Origin of the sequence: Weissella koreensis KACC 15510 (assembly GCF_000219805.1) — a bacterium.
Lineage (GTDB): Bacteria > Bacillota > Bacilli > Lactobacillales > Lactobacillaceae > Weissella > Weissella koreensis.
Map to the genome: position 1 here is coordinate 944268 of NC_015759.1, position 25598 is coordinate 969865.

26 protein-coding genes and 1 tRNA gene are annotated in these 25598 nt (G+C 35.5%); 26 read left to right on the plus strand and 1 reads right to left on the minus strand.

What is annotated here, in order from left to right; all coding sequences use genetic code 11:
- Positions 1 to 46 precede the first annotated feature (46 nt).
- The 20 genes from xylB (at position 47) to WKK_RS04640 (ending at position 20033) form a co-directional block, all read left to right on the plus strand.
- On the plus strand, positions 47 to 1552 hold the full coding sequence (xylB, locus tag WKK_RS04550; RefSeq protein WP_013989612.1) for a xylulokinase: 1506 nt from the start codon (positions 47 to 49) through the stop codon (positions 1550 to 1552).
- A 435-nt stretch (positions 1553 to 1987) separates the two neighbouring features.
- Positions 1988 to 2302, plus strand: coding sequence for a hypothetical protein (locus tag WKK_RS04555; protein WP_013989613.1), 315 nt, complete (start codon positions 1988 to 1990; stop codon positions 2300 to 2302).
- Positions 2303 to 2426: 124 nt separating this feature from the next.
- Entirely contained in the window at positions 2427 to 2813 is a 387-nt protein-coding gene (locus WKK_RS04560; RefSeq protein ID WP_006844938.1) for a hypothetical protein, read from the plus strand.
- Between the two features lie 17 nt (positions 2814 to 2830).
- Positions 2831 to 3157, plus strand: a complete 327-nt coding sequence (locus tag WKK_RS04565; RefSeq protein WP_006844939.1) for a hypothetical protein — start codon at positions 2831 to 2833, stop codon at positions 3155 to 3157.
- A 325-nt stretch (positions 3158 to 3482) separates the two neighbouring features.
- The gene (gene uvrA, locus WKK_RS04570) at positions 3483 to 6338 is read left to right on the plus strand and encodes an excinuclease ABC subunit UvrA (protein WP_013989614.1); all 2856 of its coding nucleotides are present in this window, start codon (positions 3483 to 3485) and stop codon (positions 6336 to 6338) included.
- A 157-nt stretch (positions 6339 to 6495) separates the two neighbouring features.
- Positions 6496 to 6615, plus strand: coding sequence for a putative metal homeostasis protein (locus WKK_RS07150; RefSeq protein WP_006844941.1), 120 nt, complete (start codon positions 6496 to 6498; stop codon positions 6613 to 6615).
- Between the two features lie 288 nt (positions 6616 to 6903).
- The gene (locus tag WKK_RS04575) at positions 6904 to 8736 is read left to right on the plus strand and encodes an APC family permease (RefSeq protein WP_006844942.1); all 1833 of its coding nucleotides are present in this window, start codon (positions 6904 to 6906) and stop codon (positions 8734 to 8736) included.
- A 212-nt stretch (positions 8737 to 8948) separates the two neighbouring features.
- Positions 8949 to 9935, plus strand: coding sequence for a DUF2785 domain-containing protein (locus WKK_RS04580; RefSeq protein ID WP_049776230.1), 987 nt, complete (start codon positions 8949 to 8951; stop codon positions 9933 to 9935).
- A 61-nt stretch (positions 9936 to 9996) separates the two neighbouring features.
- On the plus strand, positions 9997 to 11145 hold the full coding sequence (locus WKK_RS04585; RefSeq protein ID WP_013989616.1) for a D-alanine--D-alanine ligase family protein: 1149 nt from the start codon (positions 9997 to 9999) through the stop codon (positions 11143 to 11145).
- Positions 11146 to 11673: 528 nt separating this feature from the next.
- On the plus strand, positions 11674 to 13071 hold the full coding sequence (locus tag WKK_RS04590) for an Nramp family divalent metal transporter (protein ID WP_013989617.1): 1398 nt from the start codon (positions 11674 to 11676) through the stop codon (positions 13069 to 13071).
- Positions 13072 to 13096: 25 nt separating this feature from the next.
- Positions 13097 to 13570, plus strand: coding sequence for a universal stress protein (locus WKK_RS04595; protein WP_006844946.1), 474 nt, complete (start codon positions 13097 to 13099; stop codon positions 13568 to 13570).
- Positions 13571 to 13713: 143 nt separating this feature from the next.
- Positions 13714 to 14613 (plus strand): RNase adapter RapZ, encoded by a 900-nt coding sequence (gene rapZ, locus WKK_RS04600; protein WP_006844947.1) that lies wholly within the window; start codon positions 13714 to 13716, stop codon positions 14611 to 14613.
- Positions 14610 to 15629: a gluconeogenesis factor YvcK family protein gene (locus WKK_RS04605; RefSeq protein ID WP_013989618.1), complete on the plus strand. Its 1020-nt coding sequence runs from the start codon at positions 14610 to 14612 to the stop codon at positions 15627 to 15629. The genes rapZ and WKK_RS04605 overlap by 4 nt, the downstream gene beginning before the upstream one ends.
- A 108-nt stretch (positions 15630 to 15737) precedes the next feature.
- A complete protein-coding gene (gene whiA / locus WKK_RS04610) occupies positions 15738 to 16694 on the plus strand; it encodes a DNA-binding protein WhiA (protein WP_006844949.1) in 957 nt (318 codons plus the stop codon).
- Between the two features lie 62 nt (positions 16695 to 16756).
- The gene (locus WKK_RS04615) at positions 16757 to 17347 is read left to right on the plus strand and encodes an ATP-dependent Clp protease proteolytic subunit (RefSeq protein ID WP_006844950.1); all 591 of its coding nucleotides are present in this window, start codon (positions 16757 to 16759) and stop codon (positions 17345 to 17347) included.
- Positions 17348 to 17509: 162 nt separating this feature from the next.
- Positions 17510 to 17761 (plus strand): hypothetical protein, encoded by a 252-nt coding sequence (locus WKK_RS04620; protein ID WP_006844951.1) that lies wholly within the window; start codon positions 17510 to 17512, stop codon positions 17759 to 17761.
- A 14-nt stretch (positions 17762 to 17775) separates the two neighbouring features.
- Positions 17776 to 18036: a zinc ribbon domain-containing protein gene (locus WKK_RS04625; protein WP_006844953.1), complete on the plus strand. Its 261-nt coding sequence runs from the start codon at positions 17776 to 17778 to the stop codon at positions 18034 to 18036.
- 29 nt (positions 18037 to 18065) lie between these two features.
- Positions 18066 to 18446 carry an SMU1112c/YaeR family gloxylase I-like metalloprotein gene (gene gloA2, locus WKK_RS04630; RefSeq protein ID WP_013989619.1) on the plus strand — a complete coding sequence of 127 codons (381 nt, stop codon included), beginning with the start codon at positions 18066 to 18068 and terminating at the stop codon, positions 18444 to 18446.
- 70 nt (positions 18447 to 18516) lie between these two features.
- A tRNA-Gln gene (locus WKK_RS04635) sits at positions 18517 to 18588 on the plus strand.
- 233 nt (positions 18589 to 18821) lie between these two features.
- The gene (locus WKK_RS04640; protein WP_158306224.1) at positions 18822 to 20033 is read left to right on the plus strand and encodes a hypothetical protein; all 1212 of its coding nucleotides are present in this window, start codon (positions 18822 to 18824) and stop codon (positions 20031 to 20033) included.
- 104 nt (positions 20034 to 20137) lie between these two features.
- Here the strand turns inward: WKK_RS04640 and WKK_RS04645 are convergent, their stop codons facing one another.
- The gene (locus WKK_RS04645; protein ID WP_006844957.1) at positions 20138 to 20458 is read right to left on the minus strand and encodes an ArsR/SmtB family transcription factor; all 321 of its coding nucleotides are present in this window, start codon (positions 20456 to 20458) and stop codon (positions 20138 to 20140) included.
- A gap of 83 nt (positions 20459 to 20541) precedes the next feature.
- On the opposite strand from WKK_RS04645, the gene WKK_RS04650 reads away from it, so the two are divergent.
- From WKK_RS04650 to WKK_RS04675, 6 genes are all read left to right on the plus strand, one after another.
- Entirely contained in the window at positions 20542 to 21108 is a 567-nt protein-coding gene (locus tag WKK_RS04650) for a cadmium resistance transporter (RefSeq protein WP_013989622.1), read from the plus strand.
- 373 nt (positions 21109 to 21481) lie between these two features.
- Positions 21482 to 21679, plus strand: a complete 198-nt coding sequence (locus WKK_RS04655; protein ID WP_013989623.1) for a hypothetical protein — start codon at positions 21482 to 21484, stop codon at positions 21677 to 21679.
- Between the two features lie 110 nt (positions 21680 to 21789).
- Positions 21790 to 22410, plus strand: a complete 621-nt coding sequence (locus tag WKK_RS04660) for a sugar O-acetyltransferase (protein ID WP_013989624.1) — start codon at positions 21790 to 21792, stop codon at positions 22408 to 22410.
- A 187-nt stretch (positions 22411 to 22597) separates the two neighbouring features.
- Positions 22598 to 22771 carry a 50S ribosomal protein L32 gene (gene rpmF, locus WKK_RS04665; RefSeq protein WP_006844961.1) on the plus strand — a complete coding sequence of 58 codons (174 nt, stop codon included), beginning with the start codon at positions 22598 to 22600 and terminating at the stop codon, positions 22769 to 22771.
- Positions 22772 to 23073: 302 nt separating this feature from the next.
- Positions 23074 to 25140, plus strand: a complete 2067-nt coding sequence (locus WKK_RS04670; protein ID WP_006844962.1) for an ATP-dependent Clp protease ATP-binding subunit — start codon at positions 23074 to 23076, stop codon at positions 25138 to 25140.
- Positions 25141 to 25301: 161 nt separating this feature from the next.
- Positions 25302 to 25598: a GNAT family N-acetyltransferase gene (locus WKK_RS04675; protein WP_006844963.1), complete on the plus strand. Its 297-nt coding sequence runs from the start codon at positions 25302 to 25304 to the stop codon at positions 25596 to 25598.

The following is a 25598-nucleotide window of genomic DNA, read 5'->3' on the forward strand; positions in this document are numbered from 1 at the left end:
TAAATCAATTGACTTGAATTCAGACATATATTATAGGAGAAAAATAATGGAAGAATTAGTATTAGGTGTTGACCTGGGAACTTCAGCGGTTAAAGTTTCAGCGGTTAGTCGTAAAGGTAAAATTGTGGCGCAACGTTCATTTGATTATCCATTATCACAACCTAAACCAGGTTTTTCAGAACAGAATCCGGAAGATTGGGTAAATGGAACTACTGTTGCTATTGTGGAATTGATTTTAAAAGACGGAATTGATGTCGAAGCTATTAAAGGAATTTCATATTCAGGTCAAATGCATGGCTTAGTCTTACTAGATCAAAACAAACAAGTTTTACGTCCTGCTATTTTGTGGAATGACACTCGTACGAGTCAACAGACACAAGAAATTGCGGATAAAATGGGTGATGAGTTTATTAATATTACTCGAAATAAAGCTTTAGAGGGCTTTACTTTGCCAAAAATTTTGTGGGTTAAAGAAAACGAGCCAAATATTTTTGCAGCTGCTCAAACTTTTGTTACACCCAAAGACTATTTGCGTTACCGAATGACCGGCAAATTAGCAATGGAAATTTCTGATGCAGCTGGAACTGTGATGTTGGATGTCGCAAAAGGAGACTGGTCTACTGAAATTCAAGCTTCCTTTGATTTACCAGCATCATTCTTTCCACCAATTATTCAAGGTGTTGAATCAGCTGGATATATTTCAGAATCATATTCACTATTTTCAGGCCTCAATACTAATACTCAAGTTTTTGGTGGTGCAGCAGATAATGCAGCTGGAGCAATTGGATCAGCCATTTTAAAGCCAAATATGGTTTGGTCATCGATTGGAACCTCAGGTGTTGTATTGAAATATGAAGATAATGCTGAGGTAGATTACCATGGTAAAATTCATTTTTTCAATCATGCAATTCCCAATAAATATTATTCAATGGGTGTAACTTTAGCAGCGGGACATTCGTTGAACTGGTTTAAGAATCGTTTTGCTCCAGAAGAAGACTTCAATGATTTAGTTGCCAGTGCTAAAAAATCAACAGTTGGAGCGAATGGACTCCTTTTCACTCCATATATTGTGGGGGAAAGAACGCCTTATGCCGATGGTGATATTCGTGGATCATGGCTAGGAATTGATTCGATGCATCAACGTTATGATTTCGTTCGTTCAGTGTTAGAGGGGATTATCTTCTCATTCAAGGATATTTTCGAAATTTATGAAGCAGCTGGAACCCATTTTGATACGGTTATTGCCTCTGGTGGTGGTGCTAAATCTGCCCTATGGCTCCAAATTCAAGCTGATATTTTCAATAAGAAGGTGATTGTACTTGAAAATGAGCAAGGTCCAGGAATGGGAGCAGCTATTTTGGCTGCTGTTGGTCTTGGTTGGTTTGAAAGCGTTGAACAAGCAGCGGAACAATTTGCTAGCTTTGGTCAAGTCTATGAACCTAATGCAGAAAATGTAGCCAAATATGCGCAAATTTATCCAATTTATAAGCAGATCTATCAACAAACATCTGATATTAGCCATCAGTTATTAGCTTATCGTCGTGAAAATTAAAAATTTGTTTAAGTGATGATTTAACAGAATTTCAATTGAATCTTTCAAGGTATGGAACAGGATATGCTCCATACCTCTTTTTTGTCTAACTAAAAGTTTTAATTAAATGCCTGATGCTAGTTTGCATGATGGTTGTAGTGATTTAAATATTCAGGTAATAAAATTAATTGAACTTAATTGGCATATTCAAAAAAAAATTGGTTAAAATAACAGTTAAATAACGTTAATCCAATTAGCACAGTATGATTGGAGGAAATAAATTAGACGGTAGGCGTAGAAGATTTTGAACAAATTATTGGCGGTGTTTTACAACATCAACATATTTATCGGAGTAATCCAGATTTCGAAGATTGTCAACAGGTCTGTCGGGAAAAAATTTGGTCTTTACTACAAAGCCAACCTGACTTAAAGGCCCAACAAAATCCATATTTGTTTATGGTATTAATTAATTTAATGCGAGATTTTGGACGAAAACAGGCTCGGAATCAGGCATTGCAGACTCGAGTGCAGAATACTTTTCAACCTGAATTAGCTGATCGTGTTTCAGCTAAACAATTTGATTTTTCTTTAGACCTAATTAACTTCTTTCAAATTTTACCAACGACTGAACTTAAAGTTATTTTTAACGATATGGTTAAATTTCCTGAGGCGAAAATTAATGAACGTTGTCAGCGATTAGATTTACCAAGGACAACTTTTAAGCGTCGGCAAAGGCAATTGGGACAAATGTATTTAAGATGGCACCGGTAATAAATTCTTTAATCCGCCGAAGAATTTATAAATTCATGCTAAAATAGAAAATGAATGAAAAATGAATATCGGGTACAAGTTTAAATAAAGTCGATAACAATATAATATAATTAGAGGATTAAAAATGGCAAAAAAAGCAAATAAGGTAGAAGCAGAACGATTTTTAGCAATGCTTTTACAATACAGTCGAGATGGACACTTTAATCACATTATCTTCAGCGTGCGCTTAAATCGAAATCCAGCATATACGCGGCAAGTGATGAATGTTGAATTAAAGCGAATTTCAAAAAAATATGGGAATGATGAACGTGCCTATGTTTCAATGACCGCCGAAGATGGAAGTCAAATTTTGGCGTTGATCAATCGCCTGAAAGAAGAAATGTTTTCCGATAATGCTGAAAAAATTATTTGGGAAACTGATCTATTAGCTCGTCATTCACAAGAATTTGGGTATCACCAAATTCGCGAGCGCGATCAATACAATAATTTAGAATTTGAACTATTGCTGTAATTTGGAAGGAGTTTGGTATGTTGCAACATCAAAATAAAAGTTGGTGGCAACAAATGATCGAACATATCATTTCGGTGATTTTAATGGTGATCATGGTTCTCTGCGCAGCACTAGCTTTGACAATTTTAATTGTCTTGGTTGAAGAAATAGTTGTTTTTATTGAAAAAGGACGATTAATTAATACTTACACTAATGTTTATGGAAATGCTGTGGGTGTGATTGGTTGGCATTTTTTGATTATCTTTTTCATTGTGGCATACTGGTCATTATTGGACGTCTTTTATCCGCGTGTGCCTAAAGGTAAATATGATGTTAAGCAATATCTAGATCTGAATGAAGATTAGTAAAATCAAACGAATGTAAATTAATTAACCCTTAAAAAAGCATGATTAATCAAAATGTTTCAACGATTTGCTAAACTGGTAGGCTAGAAATGAAAATAAGATTAATTAAGATGATTTGAGCTTTAAAAATTTTAAATATAGGGACTAGGACAAAATTATGTCCTAGTCTTTTTTCAGCGATAAATAAATTATTTAAGAACTTAGCTTAATACTAGGATCAATGTTGTAAAACCTAATCTTCGATGGAGATTTGGTATAAAATTAGGTTTTATTTAATTTTTTGGTATAATATTAGTAATAAAAACAAATGGAAAGAGGAAAGGTAATGGCAAATGATTGGATTACAATTCACGGGGCGCGTACACATAATCTGAAAAATGTTGATGTGAAGATGCCTCGAGATAAGTTTGTGGTTGTAACTGGTTTATCCGGTTCAGGAAAAAGCTCGTTGGCTTTTGATACCTTGTATGCAGAAGGACAACGCCGTTACGTAGAAAGCTTATCTGCGTATGCTCGTCAATTTTTAGGGCAGTCTGATAAGCCAGATGTTGATTCCATTGATGGACTAAGTCCAGCTATTTCTATTGATCAAAAGACAACTTCTAAAAATCCGCGCTCAACAGTTGGTACGGTTACTGAAATTAATGATTATTATCGGCTTTTGTATGCACGAGTTGGAAAACCTGATCAACCAGCTGATGGAACAATTATTAAACCATCGATTGATCAAATGTTGAATTATTTAACAGAAAACTTACCTGAAGGTAGTAAGTTGCAAATCTTGTCACCGATTGTGCGGCATAAAAGAGGTTCACATGCTACTGCTTTTGAACGGATTAAAAAAGAAGGTTATATCCGTGTCATGGTGGATGGTGAACTTTATGATATTTCCGAAGATATAAAATTAGATAAAAATAAATACCATGATGTATCAATTGTGGTTGATCGAATTGTTTTACGTGACTCTTCGCGAACCCGCCTTTTTGAATCATTTGAAGCAGCAATGCACATGGCTGAAGGAGTAGTTTCAGTTGCTGTAGTTGATGGCTCAATACTACAATTTTCGGATCACTATACGGGGGCACTGAAGGACTTTGGAGTTGGAAAACTTTCGCCTGCTTTGTTTTCATTTAATGCTCCCATGGGAGCTTGTGAAGTTTGTGGAGGACTAGGGGTGAAGGTAGAAGTTGACCTTGAACTAGTAGTGCCCGATCAAACCCTGACCCTTGAAGAGGGAGCAATTGCGGCTTGGAATCCAATTTCATCTAAGTATTATCCAGAAATGTTGCGTCAATTTGCTGATCAATTTGATATCCCAATGAACATTGCCTTTCAAGATTTAACAGATGAACAAAAAAACTTTATTTTGTATGGAGCAGGAGAAAAGACTTTCCACTTCCACTATAAAAATGATTTTGGTGGTGTTCGTGATGTTGACTCTGAATTTGAAGGAGTTATTAATAATATCAATCGACGTTATCAAGAATCTAATTCTGATTTTACTCGAGAAGTGATGCGTGGCTATATGACTGCTTTGCCATGTAGTACTTGTCATGGTTATCGTTTAAATGCAGGTGCCCTATCTGTTAAAATTGGCGAAAAGCATATTGGACAAGTTTCAGCAATGCCAATTGAAGATGAACTGGCTTTCTTTGACAATCTTCAATTTAGCGAACAAGATGCAGAAATTGCTCGGCCAATTACCAAAGAAATTCGAGATCGTTTAAACTTTTTGAAAAATGTTGGTCTAGAATATCTCACGTTATCTCGTTCAGCTCGGACTCTTTCTGGAGGTGAAGCCCAACGAATTCGTTTGGCTACGCAAATTGGTTCTAATTTGTCAGGGGTCATGTATGTTTTGGATGAGCCTTCAATTGGTTTGCATCAACGCGATAATAATCGATTAATTGCCTCGCTACAAAAAATGCGAGATCTGGGAAATACTTTGATTGTGGTTGAACATGATGAAGATACCATGTTAGCCGCTGATTATTTAATTGATGTAGGACCAGGAGCTGGTGAACATGGTGGTGAAATCATGGCTTACGGAACACCTGAAGAGGTTCGAAATAATCCACGGTCGCTTACTGGTCAATATCTCCGAGGTGAGAAATTTATTCCAGTGCCTAAAAAGCGCCGTACTGGAAATGGTAATTTTTTGACGATTAAAGGCGCCAGTGAAAATAATTTAAAGAATGTTGATGTTGATATTCCGTTGGGTGAATTTGTTGTTGTGACCGGTGTATCTGGGTCAGGAAAATCATCATTAGTTAATTCAGTGATCAAAAAAGCTTTGAAGCGCGAAATTAATCGAAACACTGAAAAGCCTGGGGCATATAAAGAAATGACTGGTTGGGAGCAATTGGATAAAATTGTCGATATTGATCAAAGTCCAATTGGTCGGACTCCACGTTCTAACCCAGCTACTTATACAGGCGTCTTTGATGATATTCGTGATTTGTTCGCACAAACGAATGAAGCTAAAATGCGAGGTTACAAAAAAGGGCGCTTCTCATTCAATACTAAGGGAGGACGCTGTGAAGCTTGTAAAGGCGATGGCGTCTTGAAGATTGAGATGAACTTCTTGCCAGATGTCTATGTTAAATGTGAAGTGTGTGGTGGTACGCGTTTTAATTCTGAAACATTAGAAGTAACTTATCGTGGCCTAAATATCGCACAAGTATTAGACTTAACGGCAGAACAAGCCTTAGATTTCTTTAATGCCATTCCAAAAATTCGACGTAAACTTCAAACGATTGTGGATGTGGGCTTGGGCTACGTGCAATTAGGGCAAGCAGCTACGACCTTATCTGGTGGTGAAGCCCAACGAATGAAGTTGGCCTCAGAGTTACAACGCCGATCAACAGGTAAAACAATTTATATTTTGGATGAACCAACAACGGGACTACATGTAGATGATATTTCACGGTTACTTGAAGTTCTACAACGTTTAGTTGATAGTGGAAATACCGTCTTAGTGATTGAACATAATCTTGATGTCATTAAGACAGCTGATTGGGTGATCGATTTGGGTCCCGAAGGTGGTGAAGGTGGCGGTAAAATTTTGGTGGCAGGAACGCCAGAAAAAATTGCCCGAACTAAAAAATCATACACTGGAAATTATTTAGGCCCTTTGATGGAACGTGATATTGAACGAGAAAAAAAGCAAATTAAAGCTTAAAAATAAATCTAGATGAATTTTTTCATTATTTATAAAATGACGCTACTTGTAAAAAAACAGTTTATCAGTTACACTTATTTATAGTAAGTAATGGATTGCTAGGATCATTTTTGATCCCGTCCCTTTTACCGAGCACATTAAAAAGGAGATCATACCTATGACTGAAAGATTAGATTTAGCTTCAGCACGTCGAAAGATGAAGAGTCCTAACATTAAAACACGTAAACGTGCTTTAAAAGCTTTACATGATGCTCGCAAGCAAACCGTAAAGAAGTAGGATAAATCAACCTCAGCGTGAAAGATTAAAAGAACAAATTACACTTAATGTTTTTTACAAAATAAGAAGACCCTGCATGGAATTGATGAAATTAAACTAACGTTATGAGACGAAGAGTTGAGTTAAATCAGAAATGTAAGGGCCTTTTTATATATTTTTTAATAAATTATGATAGTTTCTATTATGAAAAATTATACTAATCTAATTGGTAACTAAGCCATAGACAAAGCGAAACAAATGGATTAGAATAGCAGTTTGTAGGAATAATAATAATAGGAGATAATTAGTATGTGGCGCTATTTGAAGCGGTTTTTAATTGGGAAGCCATTAAAAACGTTGGAAGAAGGATCACAACATTTAAGCAGAGGGAAAGCCTTAGCTTTATTGTCATCTGATGCCTTGTCATCAGTGGCATACGGAACAGAACAAATTACGACCGCTTTAATTGCGGCCGGTGCAATGGCGCTATGGCTTCAAATTCCGATTGCCATCTTGGTTTTGGTGTTATTAGGAGCGATTACTTTATCATATCAACAAATTATTCATGAGTATCCATCAGGTGGTGGCGCTTATTTGGTCACTTCTAGAAATTGGGGTCAAAAACCAGGCTTGGTGGCCGGAGGATCACTTTTAGTTGATTACATGTTAACGGTGGCGGTTTCTGTAACTGCTGGAACAGCGGCGATTACGTCAGCCATTCCATGGCTGGGACATTACTCAATCGCGATTGCCATTCTCTTGGTATTGTTATTGATGGCTGTAAACCTAAGAGGGGTTCGTGAGTCAGCTGGATTTTTGACTTTACCAGTTTATGCTTTCATCGTGATGATGGTGATCATGATTATTGTGGGATTGTACAATATTATGACTGGCCAGGTAGAATATCAAGCTCCAGCAGCGGTTGGAACTAGCTTTAGCGGACTGTCATTGGTCTTAATTTTACGTGCCTTCTCAAGTGGATCATCTTCATTAACAGGAGTTGAAGCCATTTCTAATGCAGTGCCAAACTTTAAGGAACCAAAAGCACATAATGCGGCATCAACGTTAGTGATTATGTCAATTATTTTGGCTTTCTTCTTTGGTGGTGTTACCTTTCTATCGTATTGGTATGGAATTAGGCCTGATTCTGATTTGACTGTTTTGGCTCAAATTGGGCAAAAAGTTTTCGGACACGGCGCCTTTTTCTATATTTTTCAAATTTCCACAGCTTTGATTTTGGCAGTTGCAGCTAATACTGGTTTTTCAGCATTTCCACAGTTGGCTTACAATTTGGCTAAAGATAAATTTATGCCCCATATTTATATGGATAAGGGCGATCGTTTGGGCTACTCGAATGGAATTGTGTCCCTCGCTTTGGGCTCAATTGTCTTGATCTTGATTTTCGGTGGATCAACGGAAGCTTTGATTCCGCTGTATGCGGTCGGGGTCTTTGTTCCCTTTACTTTGTCTCAGTCTGGAATGATTATTCATTGGTGGCGTGAACGTGATGGATTCTGGGTGGGTAAGGCAATTATTAACTTTATTGGGGCTGCGATTTCAGCTTCATTAGTAGTTATTCTATTTTCTTTGCATTTCTCAAACGTTTGGCCATATTTGATTATTATGCCGATCTTATTGTACATGTTTATGAGTATCCGAGGACATTATCGTAAAATTGGAAAACAATTACGTGTCTTGTCAAAGGAACCAATTAAGCGTCAACATTATGAGGGATCCGAAGTAGTGATTTTAGTTTCTAATCTCACACGAGTGACGGCTGAAGCAGTCGACTATGCTAAGTCGATTGGGGATAACGTGATGGCTTTGCATGTTTCATTTGATTCAAATCCAGAACGTGAATATCGTTTAGGGGTTGAATTCAAACGTGAATTCCCGGATGTACGTTATGTGGATGTGCATACTTCATATCGTTCAATTACGGTTCCGGCGTTAAGATTCGTGGATGAAATATCTAAAGGGGCTAAAGAACGAAATCGTTCTCTAACTGTTTTGATTCCACAGTTTATTCCGCATTCATCTTGGCAAAATGCTTTGCATAACCAAAATAGTTTACGGTTACGAACGGCATTGGCAAAGCGAGATGTTACCATTTCGACTTATTATTTCCATTTGTCAGAGTAAAAATCATTTATAATATTAGTCAATTTAGGAGCTCTTTTTCAAAGGGAAAACTTAAATTGGCTTTTTAATTTCTATTAATAAAGTTTAAGCTTATATTTATATCTTAATTATTTGGATCGGGTTAATGAAAATGATTGAAAATTGAAGAGTTCACTAAATTTGGTTTTTGCATTAAACTAGAGATAAGTAATTTAAAGTGAAAGGGGGTCGCTATGATGGTTAATCAAATTGATGAAATTAAAGCGCAAGTGATCGACTTGCGTGAACGAATTCATACTGGAGAATTATTTGATTCATTAGGACCAGTATCCGGTAAAATGCTTGATGATCTTGAATTTAATGTATCCACACCGGTGACTCAAATTTCTGGGAAAGATGAGTTGTTATTGTTGGCTCGAGTTGATCAATTTAATCAACATTTGGCTGAACAAACGGTCAACGAATTAACTGAAAATGATATCAAGGTTCTATTAGCTGGTTTAAAGCAAACAAATCCACAAATTAGAGATCAAGGTGTCTTTATGGCTTTGATGCAAGGGATTCAACAAGATGCTTTTAGCCTGGTACAAGAACAAATGATGGTGCGTGAATTACTAAAAGATGAAGTTTTATTTAGCCATATTAATGAACCTGAAAATGACGGTATTTTTCAACGATCTTTTGCGATTTTCCTACTGGCTTTGTTAATTTATTCAGGCCGACGGAAACATATTAAGTTAATGAATCATGATCAATGGAATGAGTTAATTGAAAAAATCGGAATCTATATTGTATTAGAGCGAGATACACGTGGGTATGTAGCTGATAAAGGTTGGGCCCATGCTTTTACTCATTTAGGGAATTTATTAGATGAGATTAATGTGAATGCTCAAGTTGATCGAGCAGACAAAATATTTTTGGAAACTTTATTAGTAGAACGAGTTAAACGAGTGAAAACCCCATTAGTGATGGGTGAAGTTGAGCGAATAGCCCGTTATATAGTTAATTTAGCTAAGATCAACGATTTATACTTACAATATATTTTACGACAGTTAAAGCAATGGCGTCCTGAATTGATGCGACAAATGCAAGCTGAAAATTATGACAGTTGGACGCAACATTATAATCAAACGCATTTATTGGCCGCTATTTTGTTACAAAAAGATTTACCGCCTTTGTTATATGAATATTTGGATGAAGGGCGTGCATTTTTGATTTAAAAAACTATTAAATTTGTTCAGACTAAGGTAAGATAAAAGGAAAAATAGGAGCATAAAAACCATGAGCGAAAAATTAAATGTGGCGATGTTATTTGGTGGTAATTCATCAGAACATGATGTTTCAAAACGTTCTGCACATAATATCTATGATGCAATGGATAAAGAAAAATATAATGTAACGATCTTTTTGATCTCAAAAGCTGGTTATGTTATGAACCCAGAAGTTTCATGGCGGGTGTTTGAGGGTGAAGATGAAGACCCAATTGTGGCTGAAGCTATGAAGGATTTAGATACGACAAGTCCATTGGCTCCAATTATTAATTTAGGTAAAGTTGATCAAATTGATCTTTTCTACCCAGTAGTTCATGGAAACTTAGGGGAAGATGGAACTTTGCAAGCCCTTTTCCGTTTGTTACAAAAGCCTTATATTGGGGCTGGAACAGCTGCCTCTGCGATGTCCTTTGATAAGGATTTGACGAAGCGAATCTTAGATCATGCTGGAGTTCGCAATACTAAGTATGTTTTGTTGACGGACTTAAATAGTCAAGAATATTCATATGAAAAATTGGTAGCGGAACTGGGAACGGATGTTTTATTCGTTAAGGCGGCTAAACAAGGGTCATCAGTTGGAATTGCACGGGTAACGAATGAGGCTGAATATCAACAAGGCCTAAAAGAAGCCTTCCAATATGACTATAAGGTTTTGGTGGAAGCTGGGTTAAAGCGTCCACGTGAAGTCTTTATCTCTGTTTTGGGAAATGAACATCCTCGTGTTTCAAAAATCGGAGGAATTGTTCTACCCGAAAATGACGAATGGTATGATTATAATAATAAATTCGTGGATGCTTCAGGGATGGTTTTTGAGTTACCAGCTGAGTTACCAGAAGCAACTGTCAAAGAAATTGAAACGATGGCCTTAAAAGCATACCGTGCATTGGGCTTGGTTGGATTGACGCGAATGGATTTCATGTTAGATGAAGATGGAACCCCATACTTGGGTGAACCAAATACCTTACCAGGCTTCACTAATATTTCACTTTACCCTCAAATGTGGCAAGTTTCAGGAATTAGCTATTCAGAATTAATTGACGAAATTATTAATTATGGTTTGGCTGAATTTAAACGAAATGCTGCTCTATCATATGATTTCGTTTCATTGGGTGAAGAACATGTTGGTGAGAAAAAATATAACGCCGATGTGAAAGAATAAAATATATAAAAATATTAAATTAAAAGAGACCGCGATAAAATTATCACGGCCTTTTTTGATATTAAAAATTACAATTAATACTCTATTAAAAAAATAAACCAATGTTTTTTAAATTAGATTTATTAGTTATATATATACATAGTTTAGGCGATATAATTTCTCTATATTAGGCTCTATCTTAAAAGTATGAAAACTCGTTAAATTTGACATCATAAAAAATAACGCTTACATTAAACCTATCTTAAAATATGATTGACAATTTGTGAAATTAGATAGACAATAAGACCAGCCAAAAGAGATAGGGCGCGAGTTAGGTATCATTCATAAGCTTTCAACTAATGGTTGAATGAAAACCTTTATGAATTATATTTAGCCAAGTTTTCAATAAAGACCGTAAAATGACCTAGGTTAGAATTACGGACAGGTTAGTTGCGAGACCGGTAGAACTCGCTCCTAGATCAAATGGTCAAACAATTTAATAGACGTACAGATATGCAAATATCTCAATAGTCGAAAAGGAGATTTGAAATGGTCGAAGCTAGTAAGAAGCATCACATGATTGAAGATGCTGGGGATGATTTGAGCTTAGAGGAAGTCAACGGTTCCGTTGAAGCCTCAATGTCTGGATCCTTTTGGCATAAGTTAGCTGCTTTCTCTGGACCTGGTGCACTGGTTGCAGTGGGCTATATGGATCCTGGAAACTGGGTAACCTCTGTAGGTGGTGGGGCGCAATATCACTACCTACTGTTATCAATTATTCTAATTTCGTCGCTAATTGCGATGCTATTGCAACATATGGCTGGAAAGCTAGGAATGGTTAAGCAGGAAGACTTAGCACAAGCCACACGAGCTCGAACTGGTAAAAAAACCGGAATCGCACTTTGGATTATGACAGAGTTGGCCTTAATGGCGACTGATATTGCTGAAGTTATTGGGGGAGCGATCGCCTTACACTTGTTGTTTGGTTGGTCAATGATTGCCTCAGTTTTGACAACTGCACTAGATGTATTCTTATTGCTATTATTAATGAAGTTCGGTTTCCGTAAAATCGAAGCAATTGTCATGACTTTGATTCTAACAATTTTAGCCATCTTTGCTTACCTTGTTATTTTGTCACAACCCGATATTGCGGCCATGTTTAAGGGTTACTTACCATCATTACAAACGATGAATAATTCGCATGCTATGGGTGGTGGTGAAACACGTTTGATGTTGAGCTTGGGAATTATTGGAGCAACAGTTATGCCCCATAATTTGTATCTTCATTCTTCAATTTCACAAACTCGTAAGATTGATCGAGAAAACAAGGGTGAATTAAAAGAAGCAGTACGCTTCATGACTTGGGATTCAAATATTCAATTGTCATTAGCCTTTGTAATTAATTCATTACTTTTGATTCTAGGGGCTGCACTTTTCTTTGGCCATGCTGATCAAGTTGGAACCTTTGGCGCTATGTATAACGCCTTACAAGATAATACGATTGCTGGGGCGGTTGCCTCACCAGTCTTGTCAACTTTGTTTGCCGTTGCTTTGTTAGCTTCAGGTCAAAATTCAACAATTACGGGAACTCTAACTGGAGAAGTTATCATGCAAGGATTCTTGCATTTGAAGGTTCCAATGTGGCTCCGACGTTTGGTAACGCGTGGATTGGCTTTGTTGCCAGTTATTATCTTCACACTTATGTATGGCGGAAATGAAGCTAAGCTAGATCAACTTCTGATTTATTCACAAGTATTCTTGTCGGTTGCATTACCATTTGCGATGGCACCGTTGATTTACTTTACTTCATCAAAGAAGATCATGGGTGAAGAGTTCGTTAATCCAAAGTGGATGATCATCTTAGCATGGTTAATATTCATTGTTTTGACAGGATTAAATATTCAACTTGTAATTGATATTTTTGGAAAAATCATTGCACTGTTTTAATTTCTAGAGAATGAGGAGAACTAATATGAGTGGATTAAATTTTGATGTTGAACCAAACCAATTTAAAACAATTTTAGTAGGTGTGGATGAGTCAGAACAAGGATATTTCGCCCTTATCAATGCGGTGCATCAAGCTCGCGAAGATGATTCAAAGTTAGTTATCGCAACAGTTCTAGAGATGGGAGACCTTTCAACTCTTGAAGCTATGTCATTATCATTAGTGAAAGAAAAACGTGACGAATATCAAGCCAATCTGGAACGTTACCGTGATTATGCCCATTCCAAAGGTGTTAAAGATGTTGAAGTGGTCTTTGAAGATGGAGCCAAAGCTGGTGATATTTTAGTCCATGAAATTGCGCCTAAGGTTCAGGCTGACTTAATTGTGGTGGGAGCTCATTCGCATGAAGGATTCTGGGACTCACTAGGATCGCAAGCAGCTTATGTCTCTAGGCATGCACGAGTTTCAACTTTGGTTGCACGTCAACTATATCGGCACTAAATCAGTTAAATAATTTATAAATTTCAAATGTAAAAAAGCCAGGATATTTGTCCTGGTTTTTTTGTTACATTCTTTTATTAATTAACTTGGTCTAGGCATGGTATAATTTGGGATATAAAGGAACAATTGAGGGAGGATTTGCAATGCATAAACCAGAATTAGTCGTTATAACTGGTGTTTCCGGAGCTGGTAAAACGGTCGCAATGCGGGCGTTTGAAGACTTAAATTATTTTACAACGGATAACCTCCCAGCTGAGATGTTGCCTAATTATTGGGCGCTCATGCAAAAACAAGATCCAACAGTGAATGCTGCAGTGGTTATTGATTTACGTTCAGAACAAATATTTGCTAATTTAAGTCAAATTGTTCAAAACATGTTGAATCAAAATCAGGATCAGGCATATCGATTGAAAATTTTATTTTTAGATGCCTCCGATGGAGAATTGGTTGCACGTTATAAAGAAACACGCCGTCACCATCCGCTGAGTGATGGGTCTGGGACTTTAGATGATATTAAAAAGGAACGGAATTTATTAGATGATATTAAAGGACTAGCAACCGAAGTTATAGATACGTCTAATTTTGGGCCACGTGAGTTACGCAAAACAATTTTACGTAACTACGGAGATCAAGTTGCTCATTCTAATTTATTTAAAGTTCAGGTAATGAGCTTTGGATTTAAGTATGGAGCTCCCTTAGATGCTGATTTGGTGATTGATGTTCGCTTCTTAGATAATCCCTATTACATTCCTAAATTACGAAATCAAACAGGAATTGATGATGAAGTTTATAAGTATGTTTGGAAATCAGATGGAGCTGATGAATTTTATCAAAAAGAATTAGGCGTCTTGGAATGGTCGTTACCACGTTATAAAGCTGAAGGACGTTCAATTTTAACGATTGCTTTTGGATGTACTGGGGGGCAACATCGATCAGTTGCTTTTGCACATCGAACTGCGAAAATGTTACAAGATGCAGGTTGGCCGGTTACTGAATACCATCGTGATATGCAGCGGCGGAAAGATAATGGCCAACAAGTATGAGTACAAAAATAGAGCAATCCATTGCTAATAATAATGGGAAAGTAGTAGTTATTGGTGGAGGAACCGGACAATCAGTTCTACTTAATGGTTTACGGGCTTATCCTCTAGATTTAACAGCGATTATTACGGTTGCTGATGACGGCGGTTCTTCAGGGACACTACGGGATTATTTAAGGATGGTACCACCTGGAGATATTCGTAATGTCATGGCAACTTTATCGAATGCTTCTAATGATTTTTTACATCTTTTTCAATATCGCTTTAAGAGTGACGCCGGATTTTTAGCTAATCACACCATTGGTAATCTTATGATTGCTGCCTTGGCCCAAGAAAACCAAGATATTAGCGCCGCGATCAAGATATTGTCTCAGATGATGGACGTGCAAGGACATGTTTATCCGGTTGTGAATGATCCATTGACCTTATGCGCTACATTTACCGATGGAACCACAATCAGTGGTGAAGCTGAGATTACACACGCTCATAAAAAAATTGAAAGAATTTGGGTTGAAGACGTTGATGGCTCAGAACCAAAATCAGAGCCAGAAGTCATCAATGCTATTTTGGGCGCAGATGTGATTGTTTTAGGACCAGGTTCTTTATATACTAGTATTTTACCGAATATTAGTATTCCAAATGTAGCCTCAGCTTTAAGAATTACTCCTGCTAGAATCATCTATATTTCTAATATTATGACTCAAAAAGGTGAAACTGATGATTTTTCAGATAGTGATCATTTACGTGTCTTAAATAAACATATTGGAGCTAATGTGATTGATACCGTAATTATGAATTCCGGATTAGTTCCTGAAGATTATATTGACTGGCAAAGATGGGACGAAATTTCGCATCAGGTAAAATCTGATCCTGAAGAAGTGCGTAAGCAAGGTGCAGTTCCAATTATGGGTAACTTGATTGAACTGCGTGATGAAGGGGTCTTTCATGACGCCCAAAAGATTGCTGAATTATTATATACAATCATCAAAGATCCGGGGACGGGAAAAGATTCCTTGTAATATGATAGATGTAGTGGTGATTTAAAAATAAATTAAAATTAGAACGGGGCTGCGACGAAATATGTTTCAGCCCGTTCCTTTTGTCAAAAAGAATGAAAGGGGGTAATTATGTCGTTTGCTAGTGATGTCAAAAAAGAGTTAACTATGTTAGAAATAACTAAGGCTCCAAATGCTAAGGCGGAGTTATCTGCTCTGTTGCGAATGAATGGAGCTTTGGGCTTGAACAATATGCAATGGACTTTAAATGTACAGACAGAGAATGCCGCCACGGCGCGTCGCATTTTAACCCTCTTGCAACAGTTTTATGATGTTGAATCTGAGATATCAGTTCGTCGACAAATGAAATTGAAAAAAAATAATGTTTATATTGTTCGTATTAATCAAGATGTGAGTGAGCTTTTAAATGATCTTCATATTTTTGAATCTGGTGAAATTACAGCCACGGTCTCAGAAGATTGGCTGGCTGATGAGGGAATGATTAGATCGTATTTACGTGGCGCATTTTTGGCTGCTGGATCAGTCAATAATCCAGAAACTTCACGCTATCACTTAGAAATATATTCTCTATATATTGAACAAGCTGAACAGTTGGCGCGCTTGATTGATAAATTTGGAATGAAACCAAAAGTTGTGGAACGTCGCTCAGGATACATTGTTTATTTAAAAGAATCTGAAAAAATTGTTGATCTTTTAAATTTAATGGGAGCTACGGTTGCTATGTTGAAATTTGAAGATATTAGAATTATGCGGGATATGCGAAATTCCGTGAATCGGTTAGTTAACGCTGAGAATGCTAATATCGACAAAACGGTCAGCGCTAGTCAAAAACAAGTTCAGGATATCGAGTTTTTAGATGAAGAAATTGGGTTAGATCGATTACCAATTAAATTAAGAGAAATTGCTGAAATTAGACTGGCACATCGCGATGATCCTTTATCAGAATTAGGACAGTATGTTCATTCTGGTCAAATTACCAAATCTGGGGTCAATCATCGTTTACGTAAAATTTCAGAACTTGCTGAAAGTTTCAGGAATGGTGGACAATTACCAAAAACGATTAAGTGATTGACCTCAAAACAAATAAAATATAAAATGAAACATACACATTCATAGGAGGTTTGTACTTAATGAATCCAATTCCATACGTCATTGAACAATCTGCACGTGGAGAGCGTTCATATGACATTTATTCACGTTTACTAATTGATCGTATTATTATGTTGACGGGTGAAATCAACTCAGCAATGGCTGCGACAATTAAAGCACAATTATTATTCTTAGATGCACAAGATCCTGATAAGGACATTTATATGTATATTGACTCACCAGGTGGTGAAGTGATCGCCGGTATGTCAATTTATGATACGATGAACTTTGTGCATGCTGATGTACAAACAATTGTTGTAGGTTTAGCTGCTTCAATGGCTTCTATCTTAGCTTCATCAGGAACAAAAGGGAAGCGCTTCATGCTACCTAATTCTGAATTCCTAATTCATCAACCAATGGGCGGAACGCAAGGACAAGAAACTGAAATGAAAATTGCTTATGAGCAAATTTTCAAGACACGAAAGCGTTTAGCACAAGTTTTGGCTGAAAACTCTGATCAACCTTTAGAGCGTGTTAATAAAGACATTGAACGAGATCACTGGCTTGATGCTGATGAATCTTTGGAATATGGCTTGATTGATAAAATTTTGAAAAACGTTAGCGATAAATAAAATCATTAAAAAGATCAGGGATTGAGGCGTTTTTGCTTTGACCCCTGATTTATTTAGGGCTTAAAGTAAAAGCTTGATATAATGGATATAATAATTGGTATTATGATTCATATTTTGAACACGACTTTTTAGTGAAAAAAACGAATTAATTGAGGTTATATTATGCAAGAATATATCGCAGTTTCAGAACCAAATGATGGGGGACATATTTTAATTGCCCCTGTTAAACAACCTGATCAACCGATTACGTGGGGACGATTGGCTATGTTATTGAAAGATGATGTAACTTATCAATTGTTATTTGATCAAAATCGAGCCTATTTTGAAAATTCAAATTTTAAAAATGTTTTAGTTGGTTTTCGAAAAGAAGCCGATGCTGCGGTTTTGCTAGAAATTTTAAATCAATTGAATTAAGGACGGTTATAATTATGGAAAAGTTTTGTCAAAGTTGTGCAATGCCATTAAATAAAAATATTTTAGGAACTGAAACGGATGGTTCACGTAGTCAAATATATTGTACTCAATGTTATTTAAATGGCCAATTTGTTCAACCGAGTCTAAATTATAACGATATGTTGGAAATTGGTTTGAGGGGAATAAATCAGGCACGTGGAAGCAAAATGGCGAAATGGTTAATGAAAAAATCTTATCCAATGTTGTTGAAGAACACGAAAAGGTTTAAAAATTAACATTATATTTAGTAAAGGAAGTTGATAATATGCAATTTTCAGTAATTCATCATATTGCTATTAACGCATCAGATTATGTAGAAACCAAGAAATTTTATGTTGATCAATTAGGCTTTGAAGTTATTCGTGAAACTCCGCGTCCAGCTAAAAATGATCTTAAACTTGATTTGCGTTTGGGTGATCAAGAATTAGAAATTTTTATTGCAGACCATTTTCCTAAGCGCCTTACCTATCCTGAAGCTTTGGGATTGCGGCATTTAGCTTTTAAAGTTGAAAATATGGACGAAGCTTTAGCTGAATTGAATGCTCAAGGAATTGAATTTGAGCCGGTACGGATGGATGAACTAACAAATAAAAAGATGACCTTCTTCTTTGATCCTGATGGGCTCCCTTTGGAACTTCATGAATAGAATCATTAAATCCGAAATTTAGTTCTTGAAATTGCCAATATGCTTGTTATATAATAGGGTGTATTATGATTGGGTATTAGCCAAGCGGTAAGGCACTAGTTTCTGGTACTAGCATGCGCTGGTTCGAATCCAGCATACCCAGTAGTTTAACTAAATTGATCAGCACATTGGTAAGCATTAGTTGTAATTTGATTTAAGTTAAATGATGATCGAAAAATTAAACGCCTTAAAGGCCTATACTCGCTTTAACTTTATTGTTGAAGCGGTTTTTTATATACTAAATAATAGTAAAGGAAAAATGATATGATATTTAGTTATTCATTTTTAAATTTTATTGCAAATGTATGTGTATTTTTGCCTTATTTTATAACTTTAATGGCTTATGCAAATAATCATAATCCTTTGTTGTTAGTTACCTTAGCTTTTATATATGCAACCAGATCAGTCAGTATTATGCTATTTAATATTTTTTCCAATAAATGGAATAACATCTTAATTAGCATTGCTGCTGGAATATTGGGAGCTTTGAGCATGGCGATGATTCCTTTGAATATCTATAGTAGCCTATTAGCGGGGATCTTGTTGGGTTACCATTCAGCGACTTTATGGCCGACTTTTTTTGCTGGTAAGGTTGATTTGGACTATACAAGTAAAATTAATCAGAAATACATCTGGTCAATATTTATGTTGTTAATAGTTATGTTAGTAGCAATATTATTAGCGCATCCATATTCTGAAAGTTATTATCAAATTAATTTTTTAGGTTATGGTATCCTATCAATGTTGTGTCTACCTTCGGCATATAAAATGACCAAAGATCTTGCAAAACAAGATGTACAAAAAATAAGTGATAACAATCCAATATTGTTTCTGGCCCTAGTGTTTATAATCTTTACCATTAGAGGAGTGCTTTTTTTACTTTCAAAAGGTTTGTCTAAGAATTATGGATTAGATCTATTAATTAGTATCATTTTAATTATATTAATCGTGTATGTTATATCAGTAAGTAAAAAATTCAGTCGGAACATTGTTTTTAATTTAACCATATTAAGAGGAATGTTGATGGTATACGTATTATTTTTTGCAACTTTTTATTCAATGAATTGGTTTGGGTCTAAAGCACCAATCATTATGTATATTCTGTACTTAATTGGTTTCGAATCGGGATCTATCGTAGTCAAAAAAGTTAATGTAAAACCTGATTTATTACTTTATTTCGGAGCTTTGATGATTAGCATTCCTAATCAATATAGTTATCTTTTGGGTATATTGTTATGGACGCTATATTTAGGATATTTAAACGTTTATTTGAATAAAAATCATGTGAAGGGTGAATTTTTTAATGGTGGTAGCGGAATTATTAGAAAATACCAAATTTCATCTTATGGAAGTCAAATAGGATATTCTATAATTTTTATAACATTGCTTTCATTTGCGATGTTAAAAATGATCGATCTGCATAATTTTTTTATATCAAATAATGACACAATAAAGTTTAATTTATATTTATTAAACCAAATAATAGTTTTGATTTATTTAGTAATCAAAGCAATGCTGGATATATTTAATAATGATAAAAAGGCATAGATTATTTCATACTTAAAAAAACGCGTTAACTTAAATGTTAAGGCGTTTTTTAAATCTTAGATATTTATAAAATTATTTTATGAATTGAAGGTAGGCGATTTTATCTAGGCGTTATTATCGCAGTCTTGATTATTTAAAACGTGTTCAGCGTGGCCCATTGTTGAATTGATAACATTTAGGATATGTAAATCATTTAATTTATAAATGTTTTCAACACCTTTTTTATCATAAGAAATAATTTTATATTCTTTTAAAATAGCTAATTGTTTAGATATCGCTGGCTGCGATACTTCGAGTTCATTGAAAAGATCAGTTACGGTCATATCTTTTTTTTCTAATAGTAATAAAATATTGAGTCTGGTTTCGCTACCTAATATTTTAAATATTTTGATAGCTTCTTCTAAAAGAGGTTTTTCTTTTTTCATATTAATTTCTCCATTGATAATCAGGAAGGTTCATTATATAATCTAATAGTTATATAACCAATTGGTTATAAAAGGAGATAACTATGTATTTTACATTAATGACTAGTTTATTTGTAGGGGCTAACTTAGATTTTTTCATATTATTAATACCGTTAATTAAGAGGCATGGTTTTAGAGATACCGTTATTGGATATATTGTTGGTGTTGCTGGTATGTATTTAATTAGCGCTACGATTGGACAAATGTTTCAAGCGATATTTCCTTCTTGGACAATTGGTATTTTAGGATTAATTCCGGTCTATTTTGGAATAAAGGGTGCTGAGGAAGAGAACCGAGATAATTATTTGAATTTGTCGATTTTGACAGTTGCTTTTCTCTACCTGACATCATGTAGTGCGGATAATATAGCTTTGTATGTACCAGTATTATCTATGTTGACTATTAATCAGTCTATTTTTTATGGATTTTATTTTATGTTATTGGCTTTCATAACTAGTATCTTAGCTTACTATACAGGTAATATCAAAATTGTAAAATGGGCATTTGATAAATTTGGAGATATGATCACTAGGCTCATTTATATTTTAATAGGTTTATTTATAGTATTGGAAAGTGGATTGCTAGAAAAAATATTTAACTTGTTATTTTAAATTGTAATTGAATCATATACGAAAAATAGTAGTACAATTAGAGGGTTATTCAGGCAGTTTATTGACTCTAACATAATGATAACATGACATTGGTATGTGTTTTTAGGGTAAAAATACAAAAGTAAAACGGATGTTTTTAAGAGCTGGCTGGTTCCATCACCGATTTAAATTAAGAAAGTAAGGGACATGTATATGAGATTGCTAAACTCTATTGTATTATCAGTCCTCATTGTTTATCTATGTAGAGTATATTCAGGACAAAGTGGAATGAATTTAATCGGTAATACTGTAGTGGCAATATTGGTAATACTATTTTTCCTTGGAATATATTACATGAATATAAGATTCAAAAAATAGCGAAGAGGTATATTTGATGAAAAACATTGTTAAAGAAGGAATCTTAAATTCTATTGAGTTAGCCATCTGGGGAACTTTAATCTTAAGATTGTTGAAATATTTCTTTCTAAAGAATGAAGATGGAAATTTTTTAATATTAGTGGTGGTTCCCATTGTATTGTTAACTATTATTATTCATGGAGCTAAATCAATATATTTTAAACATAAAAAATAATTTATGAATATACCTATAAAAACCTAATTCAGTCTGAGTTAAGCGCATACATTTCTAGATAATGTGATATAATTTGTTCGTATAAATAAATTAGGAGATAATTTATCCAGATGAATAAACAAAGACAAGATCCTGATATCAAAGCGCTTGCTCGAAAAGATGTTTTTAAAAAAGTTGCTGATGGAGATTGGTATCAATATGCTAAAGAACCAAAATTACAAAAAATTGTAAAAACCAGTGCTCAACGGATTCAAAAAATTAATCAACTCGCGATTGAAGATGATGAGCAGGCTATGCGAGAATTAAAACAATTGTTACCACATGCTGCCGCTGATGTTGATATATATTTTCCAATCACTTCAATTGAATATCCAAATAATCTAACAGTAGGTGCTCGGACTTTTATAAATGCAAATTTGCAAATTTTAAGTGCTGGGCAGGTTACAATTGGAAAAGATTGTTTTATTGGACCTAATTGCCAGCTTTATACACCTAATCACCATCCTTCAAATCCTGTTTTAAGAAGGGAAGGATGGCAATATGATTTACCAATTACGATTGGGGATGATTGTTGGTTTGGCGGATCAGTAATTGTTTTGCCAGGTGTGAAGATTGGGGATAATGTGGTTATAGGAGCAGGAAGTGTTGTGACTAAAGATATTCCTAGCAATACTATGGCTGCTGGTAATCCCGCACGGGTTATTAAACAAATGCCTGAAATTCATGAATAAGGGTTGAATCTTATATAAACCGTGTTAAACTGAACTAAGTGTTGTTCTCTTACAGCTTTTTTTGGGTATGTGATCTTGACAAAACGCAAAAAAACATGTAAATTAGAACAGTTGAAAAATAATCGATTATTAATTAATGCTGCCTCCTCAGTTTAGGCTTGGTAGCGTAAAAAAGGAGGATACAACTATGGCAGTTCCAACACATAAGACTTCAAAAGCTAAGAAGCGTTCACGTCGTGGAGGACGCGGTGGGATCCAAACCCCTGCAATCCACATGAACGAAAATGGTGTTTACGTACGTAACCACCACGTAGCCGCTGATGGTTCATACAATGGTAAGCAAGTTATCGAAGCTAAGTAAGCTTAGTCGATAATTTAAAATAAAACTTAGAAAGTCTGACGAATTTTTATTCGTTGGGCTTTTTTTGTTAAATAAAATTTCATACTGGAAAAAGCTGACACTGATAGTAAATTATATTAAAATATAGTTATAAAAAGATTATATTTTACGTATAAAAAGTTAAAAATAAAGGTTCAAAAACTTGCACTCTCGATGGTGGAGTGCTAAAATATTCATGTAAGGTTAAGGAAGGTCAAAGTTGAAGATGTAAATGGGACCTTTTAACTCGTTAGAATGATTTAATAAATAGGAGGATACAAAATATGGCAAATTATGATCCATTTAGTTTCTCGAATTTTGATGATATTTTTAATGCAATGAATGGAACCAGTGATTCAGCAGCAAGACAGCGTGCACAAATGCAACGAGCGCAGATGCAACAACGAGCTGCGCAAGAACAAGCTAGCCGTCAGCGACAAGCTGAAGTTGCAGACAGTCAAAAAAATGAAGGTTTACTCGAACAGTTTGGAATTAATATGACCGAAATGGCCCGGAAAGGTAAATTTGATCCGGTAATTGGACGTGATGATGAAATAAAACGAGTTGTCGAAATATTAAATCGAAGAACTAAGAATAATCCGGTTTTGATTGGAGAGGCTGGGGTCGGTAAGACGGCCGTTGTAGAAGGTTTAGCTCAAGCAATTGTTGATGGTCAGGTGCCAGTTAAGTTGCAAGGTAAAGAAGTGATTCGTCTGGATGTCGTCTCAATGGTTCAAGGAACTGGCGTTCGCGGGCAATTCGAAGAGCGGATGCAAAAGCTGATGGAAGAAGTCACTAAGCGCGAAGACGTAATTTTGTTTATTGATGAAATTCATGAAATTATGGGCGCTGGAGCTGCGGGCGAAGGTGGCATGGATGCTGGAAATATTTTGAAGCCAGCCCTTGCTCGTGGTGAGTTCCAACTTATTGGAGCAACAACTTTAAATGAATATCGCCAAATTGAGAAAGATGCAGCTATTGCTCGACGGTTCCAAACGGTTCAAGTTGATGAACCTAGTGCAGAAGAAGCGTTACAGATTTTGGAAGGAATTCGTGGACGTTACGAAGATTATCATAAAGTTAAGTACAGTGACGAAGCGCTTAAGGCGGCTGTTGAATTATCGAGTCGTTATATTCCAGAACGCTTCTTGCCTGATAAGGCAATTGATTTAATAGATGAAGCCGGCTCACGAAAGAATTTGGAAGTGAAAGTGGATGATCCCAAGAAGCTAGAGAATCAGATTAAGTATGCTGAGAATATGAAGCAGCAATCAATTGACGCTGAGGATTATGAGAAGGCTGGTTATTGGAAGTCGCAAGTTGAGCAATTGAATCGACAAAAGCAAGCAGCCAAAGATTCACAACCAATTGATGGTAAAACTCAAGTTATTGACGTAGAAGACATTCAAAAAATCGTGGAAGAAAAGACAAAAATTCCAGTTGGTGATTTGCAGAATGCGGAGCAAAAACAATTGCAAAATTTGGCTAATAATTTAGCAGATCATGTGATTGGACAAGAAGAGGCGACGACCAAAGTTGCTCGCGCTATTCGTCGAAATCGAGTTGGATTTAATAAGGCCAATCGACCAATTGGAAGTTTCTTATTTGTCGGTCCAACTGGGGTTGGTAAAACAGAAACAGCTAAGCAATTAGCAAAAGAATTATTTGGAACTACTGATAGTTTGATTCGATTTGATATGTCAGAATATATGGAAAAACATAGTGTTTCTAAGTTGATTGGAGCACCAGCCGGTTATATAGGTTATGATGAAGCAGGTCAATTAACTGAGGCAGTACGCCGTAATCCGTATTCATTGATTTTGCTGGATGAGGTGGAAAAAGCTCATCCGGATGTGATGAATATGTTCTTGCAAATTTTGGACGATGGTCGTTTGACTGATGCTCAAGGGCACACCGTTTCGTTTAAAGATACGATTATTATTATGACATCGAACGCTGGAACACAAAATCATTTGGATGATGATAAAAATGAAACCAAATTGATGGAACGTTTGGCTCCGTACTTTAAGCCAGAATTTTTGAATCGATTTGATGGGATTGTAGAATTTAATGCTTTAACAAAGCTTGATTTGATGAAGATTGTACAATTAATGTTAGGTGACATGAATAAGATGATTGAACCAACTGGATTGACGATCAAGGTCGATGATGATGTTAAAGCTAAGTTAGTTGATTTGGGCTTTGATCCAGCGATGGGTGCACGTCCATTACGACGAGTAATTCAAGAACAATTAGAGGATCAAATTGCTGACTTTTATCTTGATAATCCATCTGAACATGAATTGGAAGCAAAATTGGAAGATGATAAAATTGTAATTAAAGGTGTGTAAAAGATGTTAATGAGTCTGATTAAATGATAAAATTCAACCAATGCTGAATTTGAATTAATATTTTTACGTTTTGTTTTTTGAAGCATGCTAGTAATATGGATTAAGAAAAGATATTTAAATTTTCAGGAATTTTATTGATTGATATGAAAGGTGGAGATGTTATGGAGTTTATAGTTGAGCCAGATAGAATCATTCACCGGGATGCACAAAACGAAATTGATGCTGAATTAGTATATAGCACGATTGAAGATGGAAAAGTATGGTCAATTGATTCAACGAATGTGTCGCCGGAATTACGAGGGCAAGGAATTGCAGGGATGATGTTATCCCAAGTGGTACAAATGGCTAAACGAGAGCATAAATTAATTCGACCAGTTTGTTCATATGCAAAAAAGAAATTTTTTATGAACCCTGAATATCAAAAAATAGAATGGCATGATGGTATGCCATTTAGTTGA

What these genes read in the sequence shown, in the direction of transcription:
- WKK_RS04560 (WP_006844938.1), top strand. Translation starts at nt 2,427, where the DNA reads ATGGCAAAAAAAGCAAATAAGGTAGAAGCAGAACGATTTTTAGCAATG.
- WKK_RS04555 (WP_013989613.1), top strand. Translation starts at nt 1,988, where the DNA reads ATGGTATTAATTAATTTAATGCGAGATTTTGGACGAAAACAGGCTCGG.
- WKK_RS04575 (WP_006844942.1), top strand. Translation starts at nt 6,904, where the DNA reads ATGTGGCGCTATTTGAAGCGGTTTTTAATTGGGAAGCCATTAAAAACG.
- WKK_RS04580 (WP_049776230.1), top strand. Translation starts at nt 8,949, where the DNA reads ATGATGGTTAATCAAATTGATGAAATTAAAGCGCAAGTGATCGACTTG.
- whiA (WP_006844949.1), top strand. Translation starts at nt 15,738, where the DNA reads ATGTCGTTTGCTAGTGATGTCAAAAAAGAGTTAACTATGTTAGAAATA.
- xylB (WP_013989612.1), top strand. Translation starts at nt 47, where the DNA reads ATGGAAGAATTAGTATTAGGTGTTGACCTGGGAACTTCAGCGGTTAAA.
- WKK_RS04650 (WP_013989622.1), top strand. Translation starts at nt 20,542, where the DNA reads ATGTATTTTACATTAATGACTAGTTTATTTGTAGGGGCTAACTTAGAT.
- WKK_RS04640 (WP_158306224.1), top strand. Translation starts at nt 18,822, where the DNA reads ATGGCTTATGCAAATAATCATAATCCTTTGTTGTTAGTTACCTTAGCT.
- gloA2 (WP_013989619.1), top strand. Translation starts at nt 18,066, where the DNA reads ATGCAATTTTCAGTAATTCATCATATTGCTATTAACGCATCAGATTAT.
- rapZ (WP_006844947.1), top strand. Translation starts at nt 13,714, where the DNA reads ATGCATAAACCAGAATTAGTCGTTATAACTGGTGTTTCCGGAGCTGGT.
- rpmF (WP_006844961.1), top strand. Translation starts at nt 22,598, where the DNA reads ATGGCAGTTCCAACACATAAGACTTCAAAAGCTAAGAAGCGTTCACGT.
- WKK_RS04655 (WP_013989623.1), top strand. Translation starts at nt 21,482, where the DNA reads ATGAAAAACATTGTTAAAGAAGGAATCTTAAATTCTATTGAGTTAGCC.
- WKK_RS04620 (WP_006844951.1), top strand. Translation starts at nt 17,510, where the DNA reads ATGCAAGAATATATCGCAGTTTCAGAACCAAATGATGGGGGACATATT.
- WKK_RS04670 (WP_006844962.1), top strand. Translation starts at nt 23,074, where the DNA reads ATGGCAAATTATGATCCATTTAGTTTCTCGAATTTTGATGATATTTTT.
- WKK_RS04590 (WP_013989617.1), top strand. Translation starts at nt 11,674, where the DNA reads ATGGTCGAAGCTAGTAAGAAGCATCACATGATTGAAGATGCTGGGGAT.
- WKK_RS04645 (WP_006844957.1), bottom strand. Translation starts at nt 20,458, where the DNA reads ATGAAAAAAGAAAAACCTCTTTTAGAAGAAGCTATCAAAATATTTAAA.
- WKK_RS04565 (WP_006844939.1), top strand. Translation starts at nt 2,831, where the DNA reads ATGTTGCAACATCAAAATAAAAGTTGGTGGCAACAAATGATCGAACAT.
- WKK_RS07150 (WP_006844941.1), top strand. Translation starts at nt 6,496, where the DNA reads ATGACTGAAAGATTAGATTTAGCTTCAGCACGTCGAAAGATGAAGAGT.
- uvrA (WP_013989614.1), top strand. Translation starts at nt 3,483, where the DNA reads ATGGCAAATGATTGGATTACAATTCACGGGGCGCGTACACATAATCTG.
- WKK_RS04660 (WP_013989624.1), top strand. Translation starts at nt 21,790, where the DNA reads ATGAATAAACAAAGACAAGATCCTGATATCAAAGCGCTTGCTCGAAAA.
- WKK_RS04675 (WP_006844963.1), top strand. Translation starts at nt 25,302, where the DNA reads ATGGAGTTTATAGTTGAGCCAGATAGAATCATTCACCGGGATGCACAA.
- WKK_RS04585 (WP_013989616.1), top strand. Translation starts at nt 9,997, where the DNA reads ATGAGCGAAAAATTAAATGTGGCGATGTTATTTGGTGGTAATTCATCA.
- WKK_RS04615 (WP_006844950.1), top strand. Translation starts at nt 16,757, where the DNA reads ATGAATCCAATTCCATACGTCATTGAACAATCTGCACGTGGAGAGCGT.
- WKK_RS04595 (WP_006844946.1), top strand. Translation starts at nt 13,097, where the DNA reads ATGAGTGGATTAAATTTTGATGTTGAACCAAACCAATTTAAAACAATT.
- WKK_RS04625 (WP_006844953.1), top strand. Translation starts at nt 17,776, where the DNA reads ATGGAAAAGTTTTGTCAAAGTTGTGCAATGCCATTAAATAAAAATATT.
- WKK_RS04605 (WP_013989618.1), top strand. Translation starts at nt 14,610, where the DNA reads ATGAGTACAAAAATAGAGCAATCCATTGCTAATAATAATGGGAAAGTA.